Genomic DNA, 15,912 nt, shown 5'->3' on the forward strand with positions numbered 1-15,912 from the left:
TGCATAATGAGTAAATCACAAAAAGATTCTTTCGCACAATACTAAAGTTGTAATAATTCTTTAATATCGACGACAAGCAGTTTTTTAAAGATAAAGCGGCAGAGATATTACCTGTAAGGAGTTTAATCGAGCTAAGTGAGTATGCATGGCTTGCTTAACTTTTCGTTAGCGGCGCTCTTTAAATGCACAATACTTTATTAAAAAAGCGTTCTTTTTCGAACGCTCTTTATAAACAAAGTTACTCACCCTAAATAGGGCTAACGCAAAACCATTGCGTTCACACACTGAAAACGTATCTTAGCGTGAGTCAATCACAAGAAAACCGAAAGCGTTACGCTTTTTTAAGCTTCTTCTTCAATTTTTTTAGCTTACCTTCTTGCTTAGAAATTTTTGCTTTTGTTGCTTTGATTTCTTTTTTTAACTCTTTCTTCTTTGACATATTTTATTCCTTATCGTGATTGCTGTGCTACTTACTCCAAAAATAAGTATAGCAAAGTGTTCATTCATCGCTGTTTTCGGCAATGAACTTTCGAATGAAGTGTCTTACTTCACGAGCAGCAGATGTGTCTAACGACTCACACAATGCAATAAACTGAGCACGTTCTTCGTCGTTAATTCGAATAATCATCTGACTATTCTTTTTCTTTTTTTTGTTGTTTTTCTCAGACATGTTAAATCCTTGCAAAGACAGGTTATCTTTGTCCGAGTTAAAGGTATATCTCATGTATATACGACACAAGATATTTTGAACTGTTCGTTCATTTTTTTCATAAAAGGTTAATGTGGCCGTCATAATAGTGACTTCGGGCTAATACAAAGTAATCAATATCAAAACGGATACAACAAACCAACCCGAAACAGAAGTGAAGTAGACCATGACACAAACACAATCTATCACGCATTTATCGTGTTTCATCGAAGCAGTGGCTATCGCTAAACAAAACAAGTGTTGTAATTGCGACGATTTGAAAGCGCAGTTGCAGCAAAGGGGCTACGAAGAGTTGGTGGCAATGGAAACGGTAGAAGAGTTAAGCCCTCAATTACCTTTGGCATCTTAAATTTAGCGAACCCGGATAAAAAGCCATGTTGCTAGCACTCTTAAATTACATACTATTTAGTATGCTACTCTTGAGCTTATGCGACTATGCACGCAAACGCGTCAACCAGAAACAAAAAACGGAAGCTAAGCCTCCGTTTTAAAAATCTTTATTTGTGATTATTTTGGTGACCAATCAAACTTTTTGAATGGCTCATCCACTGACGTATCTGCTAGATGGTTCGTGTAATTACTCATCACTTTTTGCGCCAGTATAAGTATTATTTCAAGCAGCTGTTGGTGCTTATAGCCAGCGCTGTAAAATGCGTCTAGCTGCGCGCTATCAACATGCCCTCGTCCACGAGTTACTGCAAGCACTGTTTCTTTTAACGTATTCAATTTACTGTCTGAAAGCGTTTCGTCATTGCGCAGTTCTTCAATTAAGTCATCGCGAACTTTCATGCTTTTCGCAATTCCGGTATGTGCTGGTACACAGTAGTGACACGCGTGTTCTACATTGATCGCCTGCCAAACCACCGTTAGTTCTTCTGCATTAAACGATGTTTCTTGTGCTAGCTTGTGCAGTACTTGATAGCCTTCAAGCAACGTTGGAGCTTCAGCCATCACCGCATGCAAATTAGGGATCATGCCAAATGCCGCTTGAGAATTATCTAATAATGGCTTCGCCGCTTCTGGTGCAGTGTCTTTTGTGTGTAAAGTAAAATCGCTCATGTCACTCTCCTATTGATGTGATCAAAAGTGTTGAATAACGTTCAGAGTTACTCTTAACACTTCGTGTGAGATCAATAATAGGTTTACTTGAACGATCGTTCAAGTGATAATTGAACACATGTTCAAAACATTCACGTATAAGGTATGCAGCTATGAAATATAACCACGATGACGTTATTGAGAAAGCAACCACGCTTTTTTGGCAACGCGGCTTTCAAGCAGCTGGCATGCGTGATATTCAGCAAGCACTCGATATGCGCCCAGGCAGCATATACGCGCGGTTTCAAAGTAAAGAAGGCTTGTTCAAATTAGTGGTCGAACACTACGCGCAGAACAGCGCTTCTCGCTTAAAGCAAGTAGACGAGGCTAACTCTCCTTTATCTGCATTGCGCACTTTTTTTTCTGACGCCCTGACAGGACCGGACGAACACCGCTACATGCGCCAGTGTCTGCTCATTAAGTCTATCGCTGAATTTGATGTCATTGGCGACGTAGCACAAAAAGCCGTGCTTGATAGCATGTCAGTACTTAAAACAGGTTTCGAGGATATAGTTAACGCGTGTATTGAAAAAGAAGAACTGCCAGCTCATACACCGGCAGAATTTGCGGCAGAATGGCTACAGAATCAATTTGTAGGTCTACGGGCGTTCGCTCTGTTGCAAGATTCGCCAAACGCTGTTTTAAAGATGATAGACAAAGTCCTGATTGACCTTAAAACTCAATGGCCTTCTTTTCCTCATTAAAAATAAGGTTAACTACTAAAAATTGTTATTTTAATTGGCAGCGCTACTGCTGCCAACTTTTACACCAGCTGTAAGCTTCACCAGCTGTTGCATTAAACTCCTGCAGCTTTGTAATAAGAACGCTTTCAATGCCACCCCCTCTTCCATTTGGTCGGCTTTCTACCTAAATTTCGACGATCACTCCGTGCCATTTCTGCCTTAAAAAATTTTAAGTGACTTAGTAAACACTCTGCTTTAACATGCTTCGAATATCATTCGAATGAAATTCGAACTTCATTCGAGCACCCAAAGATTGGGTGTTATTATTCGATACCGGTCAATGAGGGTTTTATGGCACCTGCCGCTAAATTAACTAACGAAGAGCAACAGCGAAAAATTTTGGATGCTGCTGTTCAATGTATTGCTGACTCTTCGGTGACAAGTTTCACCATGGCAAAAGTAGCGGCGAAGGCTACGCTTTCCATGGGCTCGGTTTATAAGCATTTTCAGTGCAAAGAAGACATTGTAATGGCATTAACCAGTGCATCTTTTTTGCATATCTCTTCTGTTTTTCAGCATGTCTTTAACCTCCCTCTCACCACACCTGAAAAAATTATCGCGTTATGTTTGTTGTCACCTGAAAAAATGCAGCTGTTTTCTTTTGACAGCGAGCTTGAGTCTTACGCAACAAATGACGCCGTTATTCGCAAAGCGTCACCTCAATGGACACAAAAGATGATTGAAGCTGGGGCATTATGCGAGCAAACGTTTAAGTCGAGACTGGCTGAAGGAATTACCGCAGATGACTTCGCTAACAGCGTCGACCTAGACGCCTATATAGAAGAAATAACGGTAAGTGGTTGGGCAATGAACGTGGGATACGAACAGGTTTTACGCGTGCAGCAATCTCGCCAAATTGTTGAAGGCAACGCCTCTTTATCAATGCCATTAAAGACAATGGATCCACTCGTTCGCAGTATGGTTCGACTTATAAACAGCTACCCATGGCAATATCCTTTAACAAAAGAGGCGGTAGACAAAACCGCAACATTACTCACTGAAGAAAACCTTCGATAAAGGGAACCTAATTATGAATATTAAACGTTGGTTAGTCAGTATTGCCCTTATCCTTTTGGTAATCGCATCACTAGGTTTTGTAAAATTTCAGCAGATACAAGCTGCTATTGCCTTCGGTGAGTCCTTCCCAGAACCATCAGGCAGTGTAAAAAGTGAAATCGTCTCAACGCAGCCTGTAACGAACCAATATGAAGTTGTAGGAGAAGCAAAAGCGACAAAATCGCTTGAGCTTACCATTGAGTATGCAGGCTCCATTACATTTGTGGGTTATAAGCCTGGCGATAATGTTAAGGCCGGCCAAGTGTTACTTCGCCAAGACATCAGCATTGATGAAGCAAATTTAAAGGCAGCCCGTGCAAGGCTTAAATTAACTAATGCACAATATGGCCGCCAAGCAAGCTTGCTTAAACAAAAACGAACGAGCCAAAATGATGTCGACATTGCTGAGGCAGACATGTCAATTGCTGCAGCAGAAGTAGAACGCTTGTCGTCTGTTATAGCCAAGAAAACCATTACTGCACCGTTTGATGGCACAGTTGGCCTTGAAGATTACCAAGTTGGCCAGTTACTTGACGTGAACACAACAGTGACTCGAATTGTTGGCGACTCTGATGTGATTTGGATTGACTTCTCGCTTCCTCAAACAGCGATACAACCTAGCGTTGGCGACAGTATTATTGTTAACACTATCGGGCAAAACTCACAAAAGTTTCAGGCTCGTATCATTGCTCGCAACCCGCAAATTAATGAAACGTCGCGACAAGTCACTTTCCGAGCATCTCTTGATAACCAAGGCAAACACCTTACTCCAAATCAAATGGTCAACGTTATTGTTGAAGGTGAAAAAGTGAATACCGTATTGGTGCCTACCAACGCCATTTATCGCGACCATACGGGTAGCTATGTTTATTTACTAAAACAAGACGAACACAGTGACTGGCGTGCTCACGCCGTTGCCGTTACCTTAGGCAAGCGCTTGAACGATAAGCAGGTTGTTTTGAGTGGGCTTAGCGGCAACGAGTTCATAGCAACAGAAGGCGCGTTCAAGCTATCAGAGGGCCTATTGGTATATACACACGTGCCAGAGACGGTTAGCGAGCGTGGAGAATAACCATGAGCATGCCAAACGACAATAAGCCTTCAATAATGGACGCATTTGTTACCAAGCCCGTGCTTGCTATTGTGCTGTCTGTGCTGATTTTGCTGGCTGGGCTTAACGCCGCCAATAACATTTCTGTACAGCAATACCCCAAGATCAAAAGTGCATCGTTGGTGATCAACACAGTTTATACGGGTGCATCTGCCGACGTGGTGAAAGGCTATGTGACCGAACCTATTGAGCGTGTTACCTCTACCGTGCCCGGAGTCGATTATGTCGACTCGGTTACAACGGCTGGCCTTAGTAAAGTTACTGCCTGGTTAGAGCTTAATCACGATACCACCGATGCGCTTTCTGACCTTACTACCAAGCTCAATCAAATAAAGTTTGAACTACCTACAGGTGCAGAAGACCCTGCCATTGATATTATTCGCGCAGACAGCCCTTACGCCGTATTTTACTTAGATGTGGAAGCGAAAAACGAGACACGCAGCGAGCTCAGCGACTATTTAACCCGCAATGTTGTTCCTGTTCTTAACGATATAAACGGCGTACAAAAAGTTACGCTAGAAGGCGGTCGAAACCCAGCTATGCGTGTATTACTCGACCCCGACAAACTTGCGGTTTACGGATTAAGCTCAAGTGAAGTGTTCACTGCACTTCAAGAGAACAACACCATAGCTACATTGGGTTATAGCGAGAACAATCGTCAGCGCATCGATTTAATGGCAAATACCAACTTAAGCTCGGTTAATGACTTCGAGCAGCTAATTATTCGAGACGATGGCGGTAGCCAACTGAAGCTTGGTGACGTTGCACAAATAGCCTTGGGTGAAGCTGAAGGCATTGTCACAGCTCGTCTTGATGAAAGAACCACGGTGTTCTTGGCAGTATGGGCACTACCTGGTGCCAATGAAATTGAAATTGGTGACGCATTGTACAAGCGGTTAGACGCAGTCAATGCAACACTACCAGAAGGCATGAAAATCACCACCGGCTACGACGGCACGCTTTACATGCGAGATTCAATTAAAGAGATTTTCACCACGTTAATTGAAACCGTGCTTTTGGTTGGTATCGTGATTCTGTTAATGATGGGGTCTTTCCGTACCGCACTGGTTCCTCTTATTACCATACCCATATCGGTGTTGGGTGCTATTGCGGTTATCTCTGCCATTGGTTTTTCGCTTAACCTACTCACCATTCTAGCCATTGTACTTTCTGTCGGCTTAGTCGTAGACGACGCCATTGTAGTGGTTGAAAACGTGGCTAGGCACATGCGTGAGGGTAAACCTCGCCTGCAAGCCGCACTTATTAGCTCAAGACAATTGTTGGTTCCCGTTATTGCCATGACACTCACGCTTGCAGCAGTTTATGCGCCAATTGGCTTTTTAACTGGCCTAACCGGCTTTTTGTTTAGAGAATTTGCTTTTACCCTAGCGATAGCCGTGCTTATTTCTGGTGTGGTGGCCGTAACGCTTTCTCCTATTATGAGCGCTTATGTAAACCCAGAAGGTGGCAAAGAAGGGCCATTTACACAACGCGTTAATCACTATTTCGACAACTTGCAACAGGCATATCAGCGTCTATTAGCACACTGTTTTGCATGGCGAGCGCAAATTGCGGTTATTGCTGTTGTATTCTCTTTGCTAAGCGTACCCTTTTATTTGTTTTCACAAAAAGAATTAGCCCCTACTGAAGATCAAAGCTCAATTAACGTTGTTGTAGAAGCGCCGCCAGAATCGTCACAACAATATACGTCTGAAAAAATGAATGACACGGTTGCTGTACTAAACGCAACTGAGGGTGCCAAATTTACATGGCAAATATTAACCTCATCAGCAGGGTTTGGAGGCGTTGAACTTGCGCCTTTTGACGAACGCGAGCAATCGGTTCACGATATGATTTTTGATCTTTACGGTCGTTTGGGAAGTGTTACCGGTCTTACCCTGTTTCCGGTTCTTCCTGCATCACTGCCCACCGCGGGCCAATTTGATGTTGAAGTGGTGTTTCGCACCACCGATGATGCGAAAACAATGAAAATGTACGCCGACAAAATTATCAGCAAAGCCAATGCGTCAGGCAATTACATGTTCGTTAATACCGACCTTAAAATAGATTTACCTCAAGCGGAATTGCGCATTGATAAAGCGCTGCTTGCAGACTTAGGGTTAACCGTACAAGAGGTGAATAATCAACTGAGCGTGCTGATGTCGAGCAACTTCGTGAATTATTTTAACAAAGACGGCAAAGCATACCGCGTCATCCCTATTGTTGACGATAACAGTCGATTCAACCCAGAGAACATTTTAGATATGAAGGTGCGCGCGGACTCAGGGCAATTGGTACCAGTGTCTTCATTTGCAACGTTAGATACCTTTACAAGCCCTCGCGTTCTTGGGTCGTTCAACCAGCAAAGCTCATTTAGGATTTTAGCTGGCGTGTTACCTCACATCACGAAAGAGCAAGGATTAAGTACTATTGAAGCTATTGCAAGTGAGGTTTTGCCAGAAAGTTATTCCGTAGATTACGCTGGTGAGTCTAGACAATTGCGCAAAGAAGGTAACACCATGCTTGGCGTATTGGGCGTAGCGCTGATTATTGTTTATTTTTTACTTACCATTCAATTTAATAGCTTTAGGGATCCACTGGTGGTGCTGCTTGGCTGCGCGCCTTTGGCACTCGCTGGGGCATTAATGCTGCCGTTTTTATCGCTCACTTCCATTAATATCTATAGTCAAATTGGCCTTGTAACACTTATAGGGTTAATAGCTAAAAATGGCATTTTGATTGTTGAGTTTGCAAATCAACTTCAGCTTTCAGGCCTGCAAAAGCTAGAGGCAGTTAAAGAAGCAGCAGCCACGCGATTACGACCCATACTGATGACCACAGGTGCAACGGTGCTTGGTCATTTTCCGCTGGTGTTAGTAACAGGCGCTGGTGCCGAGGCTCGTAATAGCATTGGGATAATATTAGTAGCAGGTATGTTAATTGGTACCTTTTTTACGCTTATTGTTCTGCCGCTACTGTACGCCGCGTTGGCGACTAACCACAGAATCACGCCTCACGTTGCAGAAGCGTCTTTGAAGCGTGCAGCGTAAAAAAACCTGCATCAGCAAGCGTTTACCCACGCTTGCGGTGTTCGCTTACCAAGTAATCTTACGTGAGATGCGATGAATAACGGGGGCCTGACGGCTATTCTTTGATGGCTATACTTTGAAGACTATACGTTGAAAAGCATATTTTGAAGAGCTTCGCACTCTGGTACGGCGCTCTTATTCGAACTATACTTTGGCCAACCGTAAATGTGTAGTCTACGTTATGAAGCTGTTGTTACCTGCGCTGTTTATTTTCTTCGTTGTTCTGTCAGGGTTAGCTCAGGCTCAGTCAGTATCGCCTGATGATGTCGTGCAAGCCCGCGAAAACGGCAAACTTGACCTTGCAGATAGCACCGCAACAGCCTTGCTTAAATACGCCAATGATGCCAACAACACCCCGCTTCAAGCAGACGCCCTTTATCAACTTGGCCGCAACGCCATGGAGCGTAATAATTACGCGCAGGCCCATCAATGGCTGAGTCAGGCCAATACGCTTTATTTAGATTTAAACGATGAGCTGTCTACGGCGAAAACGTATCGTCAAATTGGACTAACATACCGTTACCAATCAGATTACGCTACAGCGCTTGAATACCTTTATATGGCCATGGCCATTTATCAGCGTAACGGCTCTGCACAAGACTTATCTTCCATTAATAACAGTTTGGGTGTTGTACTTGAAAAAATGGGGCAGTTCAACGAAGCCGCTGCCCATCACCAATTGGCGCTGGAGATAGACTATAAGTTGAACGATGAAACGGGTATTGCCTCTGGTCTTTACAATCTTGGGGATATTCGTCGCGTATTGGGTGACTACGAACAGGCACTGAAGTATTTTCGCCAAGCATTGGCACTTGATGAAGCAAGCGGCAACAAGAAAAACATTGCCTACAGTAGCTACAAGGTAGGCTACGTAAATTTGCAGTTAGGTCGGTACGAGGACGCCACCCAATACATGCAGCGGGCGCATACCCTTTTTACCGAAATTGGCGCCAAACGCGACATTGATTGGGCGCTTTCTGGGCTAAGCGAAGTGGCTTTCAAAGACGGAAGATTGTCCGAAGCCAAGTCTCTCGTTAGTGAAATCATCGCTCGGGCAGAAAAGCATCAATACAAAAGCTTGTTGATTGACGCCTATCACATCCTTATTGAAATTTATGTTGCCCAAAAACAGTACGACGAAGCGCTGGCACTTATTGAAAAGGCTATCGAATTGGCGGAGTCAACGGGGGAATCCCATCAGGTCTCTCAATTTTTGGCCACAAAAGTAAACGCATTAGAAGAACAAGCGTCCTTTCGAAAGGCCTATGAAGCACTTAAGCGCCAAAAACATTTGGATGACGCGCTTTTCAATCAAAGGCGCATGGACGCTCTTGCTTCAACGCAGGCACAGACTGAGTTTATTCGCCGAGCAAATCAGATAGCGTTATTGGAACAACGGCAAGCGCTACAGAAAGTTCAAGCCGAAAATGAGCGCGACGACAGGCGAAACCTGTTCTTGGGTGTGCTTGTATTGGTGTTAATGGCATTCTTGTTGTATTACCGCCGCACTCAACAAAAGTACATGCAAAAACTTGAACATGAGGTTGCATTACGGACCGCGGAATTAAAAAACGCCAACGAGGAACTTGAAGCGCTTAGTCTGACCGATAAGTTAACGGGGCTGAATAACCGTCGATTTGTTGAAAGTCAAATTGACGCTGATATTACAAGCGTGTTGCGTAAACACCGACAAACCAATAGCCCCCTTTCTCAAAAGGATGCTGACCTATGTTTATTTGTCATAGATTTAGATAAATTTAAACGTATAAACGACACCTTTGGCCATACTGCTGGCGACGAGGTTTTGCAGCAAGCGGCAAAAAGACTGAAACGCATTTTCCGAGATTCAGATTTCATTGTGCGTTGGGGAGGTGAAGAGTTTGTTGCAGTTGCCCGCTTTATTAATAGAGAAAATGCAGAAGCGCTGGCCAAACGCATCATTGATGATATTCAGCGCACACCGTTTGCGCTAGGTAATAGCGTGAATGAAACAATAACGTGTAGTGTAGGCTTCGCCTGCTTTCCCTTCTCTTGCAACGCACAACGCCATAATACGATGTTAGACATTTTTACTGTAGCTGATAACTGCCTTTATGCCGCTAAGGGCGCGGGAAGGAATAAATGGGTTGGTATCTTAGATATCGCCGACACAAGCATTCTTCCCCTTCCTTCATCAATTCCTGCGTTGAAGGCGTTAGAAGAAAAGCGAATGCTCACGCTGTCTTTAAAACCCTAAGCTCTTACAGGCTACGTTACATTGCCACTGAAAAAAGAATATTCATAAATTTAAACACTGTTGTTACTTTGTCAAACCTGTAATCGGCAAGCCGCGTCAATTAGGAAAACAGCAGTCTCAACAATTGGGCAATGAGCAAGATTCCCATTAACGGCCAAATCCACTTCGCCCATTTAGCTGCATCTTCATTACTAATACGCATTTTAGAGCGCTCTATCAGCGGTACAATCAGTGCTAACGCACCAAATAACACCGCGAGTAAAATTAATACTTCCATTATCGTAACCCTATCGCATATTTAAGCACTTCTTGCTTAGCAGGCTCTATACGCTGCGCCACAGAAAGAAGCTGATTTCTTATCCATTTAATGGGGCCAACTTCATTACTAAACAAGGTATAAAAGCCGTCCATTGCTGTCATCATTACCAAGTTATCTCGCTTTCGAGGCTTTTCATAGTCGGCAATAAGCTTTTGAGAAAACGCCTTTTCAATTAATGCCAATTGTTTGCCATTAGTGTTGGCATTTGAAAAATTAGCAGTAACAGATAAAAAAGCCTCTATATCTTTAAAGCCTAAATTAACGCCCTGCCCAGCAAGTGGATTTATTGTATGCGCTGCATCACCAATTAACGCACAACAGCCTTTCACGTAGTGATTGGCATGGGAGCGGGTAAGCGGGAAAACGGCCTTATCGATAATGGAAAAGCTATTATTTCCCTGAGTTAACTCTTCTGGAAACGTGTTAAGAATTTCATTTACAAGCTGGTTGGCTTTCAAGCTTTTAATCCGATGTAGCTCATCGGGTGAGTCGTACCAAACTAGCGAAGCGTAATTGTCAAACATAGGCAAAAACGCCTTTGGCCCGCTCGACGTGAATTGCTGCCAAGTAATTGGCTCAACCGGTTTGTCCATTTCAATGGTAATACCCATTGCTTGCTGAGCGTATTGCCAGCCCGTTGTGCCAATGCCTGCGGCTTTTCTCACTTGAGAGTTCGCACCGTCAGCGCCAATGAGCCATTTTGCTTGAACCGCCCTGCCGTTTGATAACTTTACCGTTGCCGTATCGGCTAATTGAATATCGGTGACGCGTTGACCGCTAATTAACTCAACATTATCAAACTGTTTAAGGGCTTCATGGCAACCTAATTGCAGCAGACGGTTTTCCACAAAAAAGCCCAGTTGTGGCATGTCGATGCTTTGCGCGGTAAAATCCGTTCTATGCGCTGGGTCATCCCACACGCTAAGGCCTTTATAGGGTTTAACGCGCATGGCGGCAATGTGCTCCCACGCGCCGAGCGCTTTTAACAGCGTAACCGATGCCTCGCTTATGGCCGAAACCCTAAGGTCTGGCCCATCGTCAGCATTAAAAGGAGCCGGTAAATAAGGCTCAATGACCACCACTTTGAACTGTTGCTGTGCCAAACCTAGTGCCAGTGCAGCGCCGACCATACCGCCGCCATTTATACAAAAATCGACCATTTACTCTCCTTAAAACACGCACTTGCATTATGTCTTAAAACACAAAGCGCTGTGAAGTAAAACGTAGAACTGGCTTGCCCTAGATCAATTCTTAACGAATCGTCGTAAGACACTGGGAATATGTTCGCATAACAGGTAAAATATGCGGCTATTTTGAACATCTTCCTGTAACTGACATTTTCGGTGTTTTTCGCATGGGCGATTTAAGCGTCACGTGTAAAAACATTCCAGCAGGCATCTTAGCTAAACCGAGGTGATACTGCTTTCACTTACAGGAACACTAACAGGTTATCGAATAGTTGTTATGACTAAAAAGCTGTATATCAAAACCTGGGGCTGCCAAATGAACGAGTACGACTCGGAGAAAATGGCAGACTTACTAGACTCAACGCATGGCTACAGTGCTGCCCAAAGCGCTGAAGAAGCCGATGTTATCTTGCTTAACACATGCTCAATTCGTGAAAAAGCACAAGAGAAGGTGTTCCACCAGCTTGGCCGTTGGAAAACACTAAAGCAAGATAAACCTGAACTTATTATTGGTGTGGGCGGCTGTGTAGCCTCTCAAGAAGGCGACACTATTCGTCAGCGTGCACCGTTTGTCGACTTAGTGTTTGGCCCTCAAACCCTGCACCGCTTGCCTGAAATGATTAATCAGCTTCAGGGCGGCGCTAAGTCAGTGATTGACGTTAGCTTCCCAGAAATTGAGAAGTTCGACCGTTTGCCAGAGCCACGTGCCGAAGGCCCTACTGCATTCGTTTCTATTATGGAAGGCTGTTCAAAATACTGCACATTTTGCGTAGTGCCTTACACCCGTGGTGAAGAGGTAAGCCGACCGGTAGATGACGTATTGCTTGAAATTGCACAGCTTGCTGGCCAAGGCGTACGTGAAGTAAACCTGCTAGGTCAGAACGTTAACGCTTATCGCGGCGAAAACTATGACGGTACAATTTGTCGTTTCTCTGAGCTACTTGAATTAGTTGCAGCCATCGACGGTATCGACAGAATTCGTTACACCACGTCACACCCAGTTGAATTTACTGACGACATCATTGATGCATACGCGTCTATTCCAGAGTTGGTAGACCACCTACACTTGCCTATTCAAAGTGGCTCTGACCGCATTTTGAATCTGATGAAGCGTGGTCACACGGCAATAGAATACAAGTCTAAAATGCGTAAGCTTAAAAAGATTCGCCCTAACATTAGCTTGTCGAGCGACTTTATTATTGGTTTCCCTGGCGAAACTGATGCCGACTTTGAAGCTACCATGGATTTAATTCAGGCTGTGGATTACGACCTAAGCTTCAGCTTTATTTACAGTGCCCGTCCAGGTACACCTGCTGCCGACGCAGTGGATGATGTGAGTGAAGAAACGAAGAAACAGCGTCTTCACCTGCTACAGCAGCGTATAACGCAGCAAGCGCTTCGCATTGCTCGTCACATGGTGGGAACAGAGCAGCGAATTTTGGTTGAAGGTCCGTCTAAGAAAAACCCAATGGAGCTTTCTGGGCGTACTGAAAATAATCGTGTAGTGAACTTTGAAGGCACACCAGACATGATTGGCGAATTCGTTGATGTGAACATTACAGACGTATTCACTAACTCACTTCGTGGCGAAGTTGTAAGAAGAGAAAGTGAAATGGGCTTGCGTGTTGCCGTTTCGCCCCAATCTATCATGGCAAAGCATCAGGCAGATTTGCCAGATGAGCTTGGCGTGGGTCAATTTAACCCAGCCTAAATACATTTTATAGCGAGGAAAAAAGTAGCTTGAGTACATTGGTTAGTAACGAATTTGAATTAGAACCGGCAGATAGTAAACGTTTGTCGAGTTTATGTGGCCCCTTTGATGACAACATCAAACAAATAGAACGCAGGCTTGGTGTAGAGATCACCTATCGCAATAACGCGTTCAAGGTGTTGGGTGAACCGCAGCAAATAAAAAGTGCTAGCGAATTACTTAAGCTTCTTTATATAGAAACTCAGCCTATTAAAGGCCGTATTCCTGAGCTAGAAGCAGAGCAAGTTCACCTTGCCATTCAAGAAGCCCGCGTTATTGAAAAAGACGCAACTGGCGGCTATGGCAAAGAGGTGAATATCAAAACTAAGCGCGGTGTTATCAAGCCGCGCAATCCTAACCAAGCGCAGTACGTGGCAAACATTGTTAACCATGATATTGCTTTCGGTATTGGCCCTGCCGGTACAGGTAAAACCTACCTAGCCGTTGCTGCTGCCGTTGACGCACTTGAACGTCAAGAAATTCGTCGTATTCTACTTACTCGTCCTGCGGTTGAAGCGGGTGAAAAGTTGGGCTTTTTGCCAGGCGATCTCTCACAAAAGGTCGACCCTTACTTACGTCCCCTTTACGACGCCCTTTTTGAAATGCTGGGCTTTGAGAAAGTTGAAAAGCTTATGGAGCGCAACGTGATTGAAGTTGCGCCGCTCGCCTACATGCGCGGGCGTACGCTAAACGACGCCTTTATTATTTTGGATGAAAGTCAAAACACTACGGTAGAGCAAATGAAAATGTTCTTAACCCGTATTGGCTTTAATTCGAAAGCGGTGATCACCGGTGATATCACTCAGGTAGATTTACCTCGTGGTGCTAAATCAGGTCTTCGTCACGCCATCGAAGTGTTAAGCGAAGTAGATGACATTTCATTTAACTTCTTTAACGCTGAAGACGTGGTTCGTCACCCTGTGGTTGCGCGTATTGTTAGAGCCTATGAGGTGCATGACGCCGAACAAGAGCGACAGCGTCAAGCGCGCAAAGAGGAAGCACTGCGACTTCAGCGTGAACAGGCTTCTCGAGATAGCAGCTCTGAGCGTTCAAACGAAGGCCCTGAGCGATCAAACGACGATAACGCCTCGCAAACGAAAGACGACAACGCATCGTGACCGCCATAATTGACGTACAACAAGCGTTTGAAGGTGACGAGGCCATTTTATCTGCCATCCCCTCACCTTCAGAACTTGAGCTTTGGGCTAACGCGGTGCTTAAGTACGAAGGCTTAAGTGAGCAAGAGGTCACTATTCGCTTTACCGACGAAGCAGAAAGCCAAAGCCTTAATCATGAATACAGAGGAAAAGATAAACCGACCAATGTGTTGTCTTTTCCTTTTGAAGCTCCTCCTGGTATCGACATAAATCTATTGGGCGACCTTGTAATTTGTGCACCCGTTATCAGCCGTGAGGCTGATGAGCAGCAAAAAAAAGTGAGCGATCACTACGCACACATGACTGTCCATGGCCTGTTGCATTTAATGGGTTACGACCATATTGATGATGCTGAGGCTGAAGAAATGGAAGGTAAAGAGATTGATATTCTCGCTGGCCTTGGCATTGATAACCCCTACGAAGCTAACGATTAACAAATCATCACAAGCAATTGTTATTTAAGCACTTTAACACTTAATAACAATAAAACATTGACGACCAGCACGAACCATTTTAACGTTGGCGTTGAACTAACAATTAAACGGACATTATGAGCGACGATAATCCTCACTCTACCAACGGCTCATCAGGCAAGAGTTGGTTAGATAAACTAAAAAATTCAATTTCTGGCGAGCCGAGAAGTAAAGAAGAGTTAGTATCGGTTATTACTGATGCTGAACAAAACGAAATCATAGACCCACAAACCCGAGAAATGATTGAAGGGGTAATTGGGGTAAATGAAATGCGAGTAAGGGACATCATGATCCCTCGCGCTCAAATGACCACCATTGATGTTGAGCAAAAGGTAGAAGAGTTTTTACCTGTTATGCTTGAATCAGCCCACTCCCGTTTTCCAGTCATCAGCGAAGATAAAGACCATATCGAAGGTATTTTGCTAGCTAAAGACCTTCTCGCCTTTGCCTTTAACGCTGAAAAAGAATTCAATCTTCGCGACATTCTTCGCCCCGCGGTTATTGTTCCTGAGAGCAAACGCGTAGACGTATTGCTTAAAGAGTTCCGCCAACAGCGCTACCACATGGCCATTGTAGTAGATGAATATGGCGGTGTTTCTGGGTTGGTCACCATTGAAGACATTCTTGAAATTATTGTGGGTGAAATTGAAGACGAATACGATACCGAAGAAGATGGTACCGACGACATTCGCCCTTTGAATAAGTCGACCTACACCGTAAAAGCCTTAACTCCAGTTGACGATTTTAACGAGTTTTTTGAAACCAAGTTTAGTGAAGAAGAAGCCGACACCATTGGTGGTATCGTGCTGAAAGCGTTTGGTCATATGCCTGAAACCAATGACGAAATTACGATTGGTGATATTCAATTTAAAGTGACTAACTCTGATAAGCGCCGACTCATTCAACTTAAGGTTTCAGTGCCTTCACTCGAGTAGTGAATAAGCAAACGGTCTCTGTCCTAACATAGGGTAGCGTGAGCATTAA

Annotated in this window: 14 protein-coding genes; 10 read left to right on the forward strand and 4 right to left on the reverse strand. The window is 44.2% G+C overall.

Annotated features, from left to right (window positions below; genetic code table 11):
• Positions 1 to 499 precede the first annotated feature (499 nt).
• Positions 500 to 670, reverse strand: a complete 171-nt coding sequence (locus tag ACHUFN_RS02925; RefSeq protein ID WP_394220811.1) for a hypothetical protein — start codon at positions 668 to 670, stop codon at positions 500 to 502.
• A 205-nt stretch (positions 671 to 875) separates the two neighbouring features.
• Between ACHUFN_RS02925 and ACHUFN_RS02930 the strand changes: the two genes are divergently transcribed.
• Complete coding sequence (locus ACHUFN_RS02930; protein ID WP_394220812.1) at positions 876 to 1,058, forward strand: hypothetical protein; 183 nt, start codon at positions 876 to 878, stop codon at positions 1,056 to 1,058.
• Positions 1,059 to 1,216: 158 nt separating this feature from the next.
• Here ACHUFN_RS02930 and ACHUFN_RS02935 read toward each other — a convergent pair whose 3' ends face one another.
• The gene (locus ACHUFN_RS02935) at positions 1,217 to 1,768 is read right to left on the reverse strand and encodes a carboxymuconolactone decarboxylase family protein (protein ID WP_394220813.1); all 552 of its coding nucleotides are present in this window, start codon (positions 1,766 to 1,768) and stop codon (positions 1,217 to 1,219) included.
• A gap of 152 nt (positions 1,769 to 1,920) precedes the next feature.
• Here ACHUFN_RS02935 and ACHUFN_RS02940 point away from each other — a divergent pair, with 152 nt between their 5' ends.
• From ACHUFN_RS02940 to ACHUFN_RS02960, 5 genes are all read left to right on the forward strand, one after another.
• A complete protein-coding gene (locus tag ACHUFN_RS02940) occupies positions 1,921 to 2,511 on the forward strand; it encodes a TetR/AcrR family transcriptional regulator (RefSeq protein ID WP_394220814.1) in 591 nt (196 codons plus the stop codon).
• Positions 2,512 to 2,841: 330 nt separating this feature from the next.
• Positions 2,842 to 3,567: a TetR/AcrR family transcriptional regulator gene (locus ACHUFN_RS02945; RefSeq protein WP_394220815.1), complete on the forward strand. Its 726-nt coding sequence runs from the start codon at positions 2,842 to 2,844 to the stop codon at positions 3,565 to 3,567.
• A gap of 13 nt (positions 3,568 to 3,580) precedes the next feature.
• Positions 3,581 to 4,678 carry an efflux RND transporter periplasmic adaptor subunit gene (locus ACHUFN_RS02950; protein WP_394220816.1) on the forward strand — a complete coding sequence of 366 codons (1,098 nt, stop codon included), beginning with the start codon at positions 3,581 to 3,583 and terminating at the stop codon, positions 4,676 to 4,678.
• 2 nt (positions 4,679 to 4,680) lie between these two features.
• Positions 4,681 to 7,767: an efflux RND transporter permease subunit gene (locus ACHUFN_RS02955; RefSeq protein ID WP_394220817.1), complete on the forward strand. Its 3,087-nt coding sequence runs from the start codon at positions 4,681 to 4,683 to the stop codon at positions 7,765 to 7,767.
• 220 nt (positions 7,768 to 7,987) lie between these two features.
• Entirely contained in the window at positions 7,988 to 10,042 is a 2,055-nt protein-coding gene (locus tag ACHUFN_RS02960) for a tetratricopeptide repeat protein (protein WP_394220818.1), read from the forward strand.
• A 100-nt stretch (positions 10,043 to 10,142) separates the two neighbouring features.
• Here the strand turns inward: ACHUFN_RS02960 and ACHUFN_RS02965 are convergent, their stop codons facing one another.
• Both ACHUFN_RS02965 and ACHUFN_RS02970 read right to left on the reverse strand, forming a co-directional pair.
• Positions 10,143 to 10,319 carry a hypothetical protein gene (locus ACHUFN_RS02965; RefSeq protein ID WP_173358796.1) on the reverse strand — a complete coding sequence of 59 codons (177 nt, stop codon included), beginning with the start codon at positions 10,317 to 10,319 and terminating at the stop codon, positions 10,143 to 10,145.
• On the reverse strand, positions 10,319 to 11,521 hold the full coding sequence (locus tag ACHUFN_RS02970; RefSeq protein ID WP_394220819.1) for an FAD-dependent monooxygenase: 1,203 nt from the start codon (positions 11,519 to 11,521) through the stop codon (positions 10,319 to 10,321). The genes ACHUFN_RS02965 and ACHUFN_RS02970 overlap by 1 nt, the downstream gene beginning before the upstream one ends.
• A 304-nt stretch (positions 11,522 to 11,825) precedes the next feature.
• On the opposite strand from ACHUFN_RS02970, the gene miaB reads away from it, so the two are divergent.
• The 4 genes from miaB (at position 11,826) to corC (ending at position 15,863) form a co-directional block, all read left to right on the forward strand.
• Positions 11,826 to 13,259: a tRNA (N6-isopentenyl adenosine(37)-C2)-methylthiotransferase MiaB gene (gene miaB, locus ACHUFN_RS02975; protein WP_394220820.1), complete on the forward strand. Its 1,434-nt coding sequence runs from the start codon at positions 11,826 to 11,828 to the stop codon at positions 13,257 to 13,259.
• A 29-nt stretch (positions 13,260 to 13,288) separates the two neighbouring features.
• Positions 13,289 to 14,416, forward strand: coding sequence for a PhoH family protein (locus tag ACHUFN_RS02980; RefSeq protein ID WP_394220821.1), 1,128 nt, complete (start codon positions 13,289 to 13,291; stop codon positions 14,414 to 14,416).
• A complete protein-coding gene (ybeY, locus tag ACHUFN_RS02985) occupies positions 14,413 to 14,889 on the forward strand; it encodes an rRNA maturation RNase YbeY (protein ID WP_394220822.1) in 477 nt (158 codons plus the stop codon). Before ACHUFN_RS02980 ends, ybeY begins: the two co-directional genes overlap by 4 nt.
• 116 nt (positions 14,890 to 15,005) lie before the next feature.
• Complete coding sequence (corC, locus tag ACHUFN_RS02990) at positions 15,006 to 15,863, forward strand: CNNM family magnesium/cobalt transport protein CorC (RefSeq protein ID WP_394220823.1); 858 nt, start codon at positions 15,006 to 15,008, stop codon at positions 15,861 to 15,863.
• Positions 15,864 to 15,912: the final 49 nt, after the last annotated feature.

The organism is Alteromonas gracilis, from assembly GCF_043642145.1.
In the GTDB taxonomy this organism is placed as follows: Bacteria; Pseudomonadota; Gammaproteobacteria; order Enterobacterales; family Alteromonadaceae; genus Alteromonas; species Alteromonas gracilis_B.

Excerpts from the sequence above, each read along its gene's own strand:
- ACHUFN_RS02925 (WP_394220811.1), bottom strand. The coding sequence starts at position 670 with ATGTCTGAGAAAAACAACAAAAAAAAGAAAAAGAATAGTCAGATGATT.
- ACHUFN_RS02930 (WP_394220812.1), top strand. The coding sequence starts at position 876 with ATGACACAAACACAATCTATCACGCATTTATCGTGTTTCATCGAAGCA.
- ACHUFN_RS02935 (WP_394220813.1), bottom strand. The coding sequence starts at position 1,768 with ATGAGCGATTTTACTTTACACACAAAAGACACTGCACCAGAAGCGGCG.
- ACHUFN_RS02940 (WP_394220814.1), top strand. The coding sequence starts at position 1,921 with ATGAAATATAACCACGATGACGTTATTGAGAAAGCAACCACGCTTTTT.
- ACHUFN_RS02945 (WP_394220815.1), top strand. The coding sequence starts at position 2,842 with ATGGCACCTGCCGCTAAATTAACTAACGAAGAGCAACAGCGAAAAATT.
- ACHUFN_RS02950 (WP_394220816.1), top strand. The coding sequence starts at position 3,581 with ATGAATATTAAACGTTGGTTAGTCAGTATTGCCCTTATCCTTTTGGTA.
- ACHUFN_RS02955 (WP_394220817.1), top strand. The coding sequence starts at position 4,681 with ATGAGCATGCCAAACGACAATAAGCCTTCAATAATGGACGCATTTGTT.
- ACHUFN_RS02960 (WP_394220818.1), top strand. The coding sequence starts at position 7,988 with ATGAAGCTGTTGTTACCTGCGCTGTTTATTTTCTTCGTTGTTCTGTCA.
- ACHUFN_RS02965 (WP_173358796.1), bottom strand. The coding sequence starts at position 10,319 with ATGGAAGTATTAATTTTACTCGCGGTGTTATTTGGTGCGTTAGCACTG.
- ACHUFN_RS02970 (WP_394220819.1), bottom strand. The coding sequence starts at position 11,521 with ATGGTCGATTTTTGTATAAATGGCGGCGGTATGGTCGGCGCTGCACTG.
- miaB (WP_394220820.1), top strand. The coding sequence starts at position 11,826 with ATGACTAAAAAGCTGTATATCAAAACCTGGGGCTGCCAAATGAACGAG.
- corC (WP_394220823.1), top strand. The coding sequence starts at position 15,006 with ATGAGCGACGATAATCCTCACTCTACCAACGGCTCATCAGGCAAGAGT.